At 71.3% G+C, this 6174-nt stretch carries 4 protein-coding genes and 1 tRNA gene; all 5 read right to left on the bottom strand.

Going from position 1 to position 6174, the window contains the following annotated elements:
• Nucleotides 1-414 precede the first annotated feature (414 nt).
• The 5 genes from VFZ92_RS42110 to VFZ92_RS42090 all read right to left on the bottom strand — a co-directional run bounded on the left by VFZ92_RS42110 (nucleotide 415) and on the right by VFZ92_RS42090 (nucleotide 6091).
• Nucleotides 415-1392 (bottom strand): ribose-phosphate diphosphokinase, encoded by a 978-nt coding sequence (locus tag VFZ92_RS42110; RefSeq protein ID WP_330883780.1) that lies wholly within the window; start codon nucleotides 1390-1392, stop codon nucleotides 415-417.
• Nucleotides 1393-1400: 8 nt separating this feature from the next.
• A complete protein-coding gene (gene glmU / locus VFZ92_RS42105; RefSeq protein ID WP_330883768.1) occupies nucleotides 1401-2900 on the bottom strand; it encodes a bifunctional UDP-N-acetylglucosamine diphosphorylase/glucosamine-1-phosphate N-acetyltransferase GlmU in 1500 nt (499 codons plus the stop codon).
• 77 nt (nucleotides 2901-2977) lie between these two features.
• Complete coding sequence (locus VFZ92_RS42100; protein WP_330883765.1) at nucleotides 2978-4624, bottom strand: GGDEF domain-containing protein; 1647 nt, start codon at nucleotides 4622-4624, stop codon at nucleotides 2978-2980.
• A 97-nt stretch (nucleotides 4625-4721) separates the two neighbouring features.
• A tRNA-Gln gene (locus tag VFZ92_RS42095) sits at nucleotides 4722-4792 on the bottom strand.
• A gap of 126 nt (nucleotides 4793-4918) precedes the next feature.
• The gene (locus tag VFZ92_RS42090; protein WP_330883763.1) at nucleotides 4919-6091 is read right to left on the bottom strand and encodes an alpha/beta hydrolase family protein; all 1173 of its coding nucleotides are present in this window, start codon (nucleotides 6089-6091) and stop codon (nucleotides 4919-4921) included.
• Nucleotides 6092-6174 lie beyond the last annotated feature (83 nt).

The following is a 6174-nucleotide window of genomic DNA, read 5'->3' as shown; positions in this document are numbered from 1 at the left end:
CACGCTTGTCAAGGCGGGAAAGATGCCTTGACAAGCGTGCGCGGCCACGACGTTGGTAGAGCAATCGGGGTGGCCGGGGGGAAGGGGTGGAAGGGCAGTGGGTCCGGGTGGGGACGGGGTTGGGCCGGGGGCCGGGGGCCGGGGAGGCCGGGTGGGCTGTGGGATCAGCCCGAAGACGTGGTGGCGGATGTGGGCCGGGGGTGGACCGGGGGTGGGCCGGATGGGTTGTGGGTCCAGTTCGAGGACGTGGTGGTGGATGTGGACCGGTCGGCTCTCGTTCGGCCGAGTCCCGCCGGGTCCCGCCGGGTTCCGTCCAGTCGGTTCAGTGCGCCGGTCCGGTTCAGGAGCCACTTCGGTGAAAGCAGCAAGAGCGGCGCCCTGGGGCGCCGCTCTTGTGTGTGCGTGGTGGCCGGGTCAGGCGTTGCCGTCGAAGAGGCTGGTCACCGAGCCGTCTTCGAAGACCTCCTGGATGACCCTTGCCAGCAGGGGGGCGATGGAGAGGACCGTCATGGTCGGGAAGCGCTTCTCCACGGGGATCGGGAGGGTGTCGGTGAAGATGACCTCCCTGGCGCCGCAGTTCTTCAGGCGTTCGTAGGCGGGGCCGGAGAGGACGCCGTGGGTCGCGGCGATGACGACGTCCGCCGCGCCCTCCTTGAGCAGCTGCTCCACCGCCTTCACGATGGTGCCGCCGGTGTCGATCATGTCGTCGATGACCACGCAGGTGCGGTCCTTGACCTGGCCGACCACCCGGTTCGCCACGACCTCGTTCGGGCGCAGCGGGTCGCGGGTCTTGTGGATGAAGGCGATCGGGCTGCCGCCCAGGGTGTCGGCCCACTTCTCCGCGAGCTTGGTGCGGCCCGCGTCCGGGGACACGACGGTGAGGTCGTTGCCCGCGTACTTCTCGCGGACGTGGTCGGCCAGCAGCGGCATGGCCCAGAGGTGGTCCACCGGGCCGTCGAAGAAGCCCTGGATCTGCGAGGTGTGCAGGTCGACCGAGACCAGGCGGTCGGCGCCCGCCGTCTTGAACATGTCCGCCACCAGCCTGGCGGAGATGGGTTCGCGGCCCCGGTGCTTCTTGTCCTGCCTGGCGTAGGGGTAGAACGGCATGATCACGGTGATGCGCTTCGCGCTCGCGCGCTTCAGCGCGTCGACCATGATCAGCTGTTCCATCAGCCACTGGTTGATGGGTGCGCAGTGGCTCTGGATGACGAAGGCGTCGCAGCCGCGCACGCTCTCCTCGAAGCGGACGAAGATCTCGCCGTTCGCGAAGTCGTAGGCGGACTGAGGGGTGACCGACACGTTGAGGTGCTTGGCCACCTCCTCCGTCAGCTCGGGGTACGCGCGGCCCCCGAAGAGCATCAGGTTCTTCTTCGGTGTGCCGGACACGGACATCGAGAAGCTCACGGTCGAGGCCCTTCATCGGTGGGATCCACAGTCTGAGCCGCCTGGGCGCGTTCCGCAGCCTCGGCGGCGGCGGTGCCCGGCCTGCGGCTGGTCACCCAGCCCTCCAGGTTGCGCTGGGGGCCTCCGGAGACGGCCAGCGCGCCCGGCGGGACGTTGCGCCGGATGACGCTGCCCGCGCCGGTGTAGGCGCCGTCGCCGACCGTGACGGGGGCGACGAACATGTTGTCCGAGCCGGTGCGGCAGTGGCTGCCGATGACGGTCCGGTGCTTCTTCACGCCGTCGTAGTTGACGGTGACGCTGGCCGCGCCGACGTTGCTGTGCTCGCCGACGGTGGTGTCGCCGATGTAGCTCAGGTGCGGGACCTTGCTGCCGACGCCGATGTCCGAGTTCTTCACCTCGACGAACGTGCCGATCTTGCCGGTCGCGCCGAGCTTCGTGCCCGGCCGGAGGTAGGCGAACGGGCCGACGCCCGCGTGGTCGCCGATCTCGGCCTGGCTGCCGTGGGTGCGGACGACGGTCGCGCCCGCGCCGATCACGCACGCCGAGAGCGTGGTGTCCGGGCCGATGGTCGCGCCCTCGCCGACGGTGGTGCCCGCGCGCAGCTGCACGCCGGGCTCGACGAGCACGTCGCGGCCGAGCGACACGTCCGCGTCCAGCCACGTGGTGGCCGGGTCGACGATCGTGACGCCCTGGCGCATCCAGTGCTCGACCAGGCGGCGGTTCAGCTCGGCGCCGAGCTTCGCGAGCTGCACGCGGTCGTTCACGCCCTCGACCAGCCACGGGTCCGCCGCGATCAGCGCGCCGACCCGCTTGCCGTCGCCGCGCGCGATGCCCAGCACGTCGGTCAGGTACAGCTCGCCCTGCGCGTTGTCCGTGGACAGCCGCGAGAGCCCGTCGCGCAGCACCTCGGCGTCGAACGCGTAGACCCCCGAGTTGATCTCGCTGATCGCGAGCTGGTCCTCGGTGGCGTCCTTCTGCTCGACGATCGCCCGGACGGTGCCGTCCGCGTCGCGCACGATCCGGCCGTAGCCGGTCGGGTCGGGCAGCACCGACGTCAGCACGGTGACCGCGTTGCCGGACCCGACGTGCTCGGCCAGCAGGCCGCGCAGGGTGTCGGTGTCCAGCAGCGGCACGTCGCCGTAGCTGACGAGCACGGTGCCGGTGAGGTCGGCGGGCAGTTCCGCCAGGCCGCAGCCGACGGCGTGCCCGGTGCCGTTCTGCTCCTCCTGCACGGCGACGGTGACCTTGCGGTCGAGCGCCGCGCCGAGGGCGTCCAGGTGGTCGGTGACGGCCGCGCGGCCGTGGCCCACCACGACGGCCAAGTGGTCAGGATCGGTTCCGGCCGCCGCGCGCACCGCGTGCTCCACCAATGAACGACCCGCGATCCGGTGCAGCACCTTGGGGGTCCCCGAACGCATGCGGGTGCCTTCACCCGCGGCGAGGACGATGGTGCTGACGGGGCCTGCGGAGCCTGGGGTGCTACCACCCTGGAGCATCAGCGCTCTCCCTTAGAAGCAGTTCTTCTCAGACTTGCCTGCGACGGGAGGGACCTGGCTCCCGCCAGGAGCCGATACTAGGCCTCCGGGTCGGCTTCTCCAGCTACGGCGGCCACCTGGGATCCACCTTGGCGCTTCGCCACGTACATCGCGGAGTCGGCTCGGGAGAGGGCCTGGTTCGCGGTCTCGCGGGGCCTCAGGGAGATCACGCCGACGGACAGGGTGACCCCGCGCGAGAGGTCCAAAGGCAAGCCCGCCACAGCATCCACGGCTCGACCCAGTGCGGCCTGGGCGGCGCTGAGGGGTGCGCCGGGCAGCAGGACGACGAACTCGTCGCCGCCGTAGCGGGCCACCATGTCGTCACCCCGGAGGGCTTGGCGCAGTGTGCTCGCAATCACCCGAAGGACGTCATCGCCCTCGGCGTGCGAATACCGGTCGTTGACGACCTTGAACCCGTCCAGGTCGACCAGCGCGATCGACAGCGGGTAGATCTGGCCGGTGATGAGGGTCGCCATCTTCTCGTCGAGCGCCCGGCGGTTCGGCAGGCCGGTCAGCGGGTCCTGCAAGGCCTGCTGCGCGATGGCGCCGTGCGCCCGCGTCAGCCGTTCGTGGTCGCGGCGGGTGATGAGGGTCGACGTGCGCGCCTCCTGCATCTGCCACAGCTCGACCTCCAGCGCCGTCGCGTAGCTCTGGAGCGCGGACACGGTCTCCTCGCCCGCGGTGTCCGACAGGCGGGCGAACTCGCGGACCAGGCACAGCATCAGCGTCGGCTCGGACGTGTCGTGCTCCAGCCGCTTGCGCGCGTCGCTGAGCACCTTGAGGCCCTCGTCGACCCGCTGCTCGGTCTCCAGGCAGCGGGCGAGCGCGATGGCCACGATGATCAGCTCGCGGGCGTACATGGACAGCTCCAGGAGCGTCCACAGCCGGTCGAGGTGACCGGAGGACGGTTCGGCCAGCGCGTGCGCGGCCCCGATCACCGGCACCTGGTCGGCGGCCGAGCGGTCGCGGCGGCCGGGGTGCAGCGACTCGCGGAACGGGCCCTCCACGGCCTTCGCGATGGCCGAGGCCATCGCGAAGTGCGCCATGGCCTCGTCGAAGTTGTCGACCCGCTCGATCCGCAGCCCCCAGCCGATCTTGAGCCGGGTGCGGTTGAGCAGGTGCACGTAGATCTGGTGCGGGCCCGCGCTCTCCCTGATGGCCTCGTTCGCCCTGGCCAGGACCTCGTCGGCGAGCGCGAACACGCCGAGCTGGGTGAGCACGAGGCCCGTGCTCTGCAACGCGGAGGCGAGCAGCCGGTTCCAGGTGCGCTTGTCCAGCACCGGGTCCGGCGTGAGGCCTTCCTCGAGCATCGCGAGCCCGCGGGCGACCTCGGTGAGCGCCTTGTCCTCGACGTTGCCCAGCAGGAACCGGCGACCGCGCAGGGCGTGCGCCTCGGCCTCCAGCACGACCAGGCCGTGCCGCTGCGTGTGCGCGAGCATCTCGTCGAGCAGGGGGTCGGACAGGTCGACCAGGCCGGGGGTCACGAGCCGGACGACGGCGGCGGCCCTGAGCAGCTGTGCGACGATCCGCGGCTCACCGCGACCCTGGGCCTCTTCGAGGATCTCGTCGACCTCGCTCGCGGCGTCGAGCTGGTCCGCGAGGTGGCTGCTCTGGGCGATCGCCATGAGTTCTTGCGCGCGGCCGACCAGCCAGGCGTCGGACATCTCGTGCAGCGCTGGCGACACGTTGTCCTGCTCATCGACCGCTTCGTCGTGCAGCGACCCACACCCCCATGCAACAACCGCAGGGCTCCGGACCGGAGGCCCCGGTCCGGCTGTTCCGCTCCGCCACCAGGATTCGAACCTGGACCATCTGAACCAAAATCAGAGGTGCTGCCTTTACACCATGGCGGATCGGGCGGGGCAAGCCCCGCCCGCGCGAACACATGTTGTCATGCCTGCGCCGCACTTGGTCGCACGACCACTCAACTGGCCGCCACCATTGTGTAATTCGATCATGACGTACCGTGTTGTGCCAGGTCAAGAGGTGCTGATCACGCTGGTCAGGAAGTCGCCCAGATTCCTCTCGTAGGCCGCCTGGTCGGTGTTCCACGCCGCCGTGTGGTCCGCGCCCGGCACCTCGACGTACCGGAGCGGCCACCGGAGGCGCTCGGCCGCCGCGGCCAGGTCCCGCGAACCCCGCACGGGCACGGTCCCGTCCGCGTCGCCGTGGAAGACCAGCGTCCTCGGCTTCACCGCGGGCGGGTTCTCGACCAGGTCGAACCGGTCGAAGCCGATGTCCGCCCGCCAGTCGGAGACGAGTTCGGCGACCGGCACGATCGCCGTCGGCACGCCCCGGTTGGCGGCCTGGAGCTCCAGGGTCTTCGTCCAGCTCGTGACCGGCGCGTCCAGGACGACCCCCGTGACCGAGGGGGCCACCGGCGACCGCGCGAGCAGCTGGCCGATGATCGCGCCGCCCATCGACCAGCCGTAGAGCAGCACGTTCGCCGCGCCGTTGGCCTTGGCGTACTCCACGGCGTCCTCGACGTCGCGCCACTCCGTGCCGCCGAGGTGGTAGAGGCCGTCCGGGGACGCGGGGGCGCCCTCGTCGGTGTCGTTGCGGTAGGTCACGACCAGCGTCGGCAGGCCCCGTTCGTGCAGCCGCGGCAGCACCCGCAGCGCCTCGGAGCGCGACCCGGCGCGGCCGTGCACGGCGACCACCCACGTGGACGAGGTGCCGGGGACGAACCACGCGGGCGCGGCGCCCAGCTCGGTCTCGACCTCCACGTCGGTGAAGTCGAGCCCGAGCGCGGCCTTCGGGTCGGTGGCCCAGACGGTGGTGGCCATCCGCACCTTCGTACCGGCGGGCGGGGCCGTGCCCGCCACCAGCGGGCGGCGCACCTTGCCGTCCGGACGGCCCTCGACCGGGCCGACGCGGGCGGCCCCGCCGTCCCACAGCAGTCCCCACGTGCCGGGCAGGACGGTGTCCTCGGACTGCTCCAGCAGCACGGCGGGCTCCTCGGCGTCCCCGACGGGTCCCGCGGACGTGTCCGGGTAGCCGGGGCGGGAGTTCGCGGGTTCGAGCAGCTGCCCGCTGTAGTACCAGCCGCCGCCGAGCACGGCGCCGGTGAGCAGCAGCAGGACGACGACCACGCCGAGCGCGGTGAGGATTGCGATCCGGCGGCGGCGCGGCCGGACGTTGGGTTGCTCCACCCGCACATGATGACCGCGCAGGTCGCGTGGTGTCCGGGCGGAACGTCCCGGCCGCGACGGGTGGGGTGGGACCACTGGCCAAA

Origin of the sequence: Umezawaea sp., from assembly GCF_036375055.1 — a bacterium.
Lineage (GTDB): Bacteria > Actinomycetota > Actinomycetes > Mycobacteriales > Pseudonocardiaceae > Umezawaea.
This window is presented reverse-complemented; position numbering and strand designations above follow the sequence as displayed.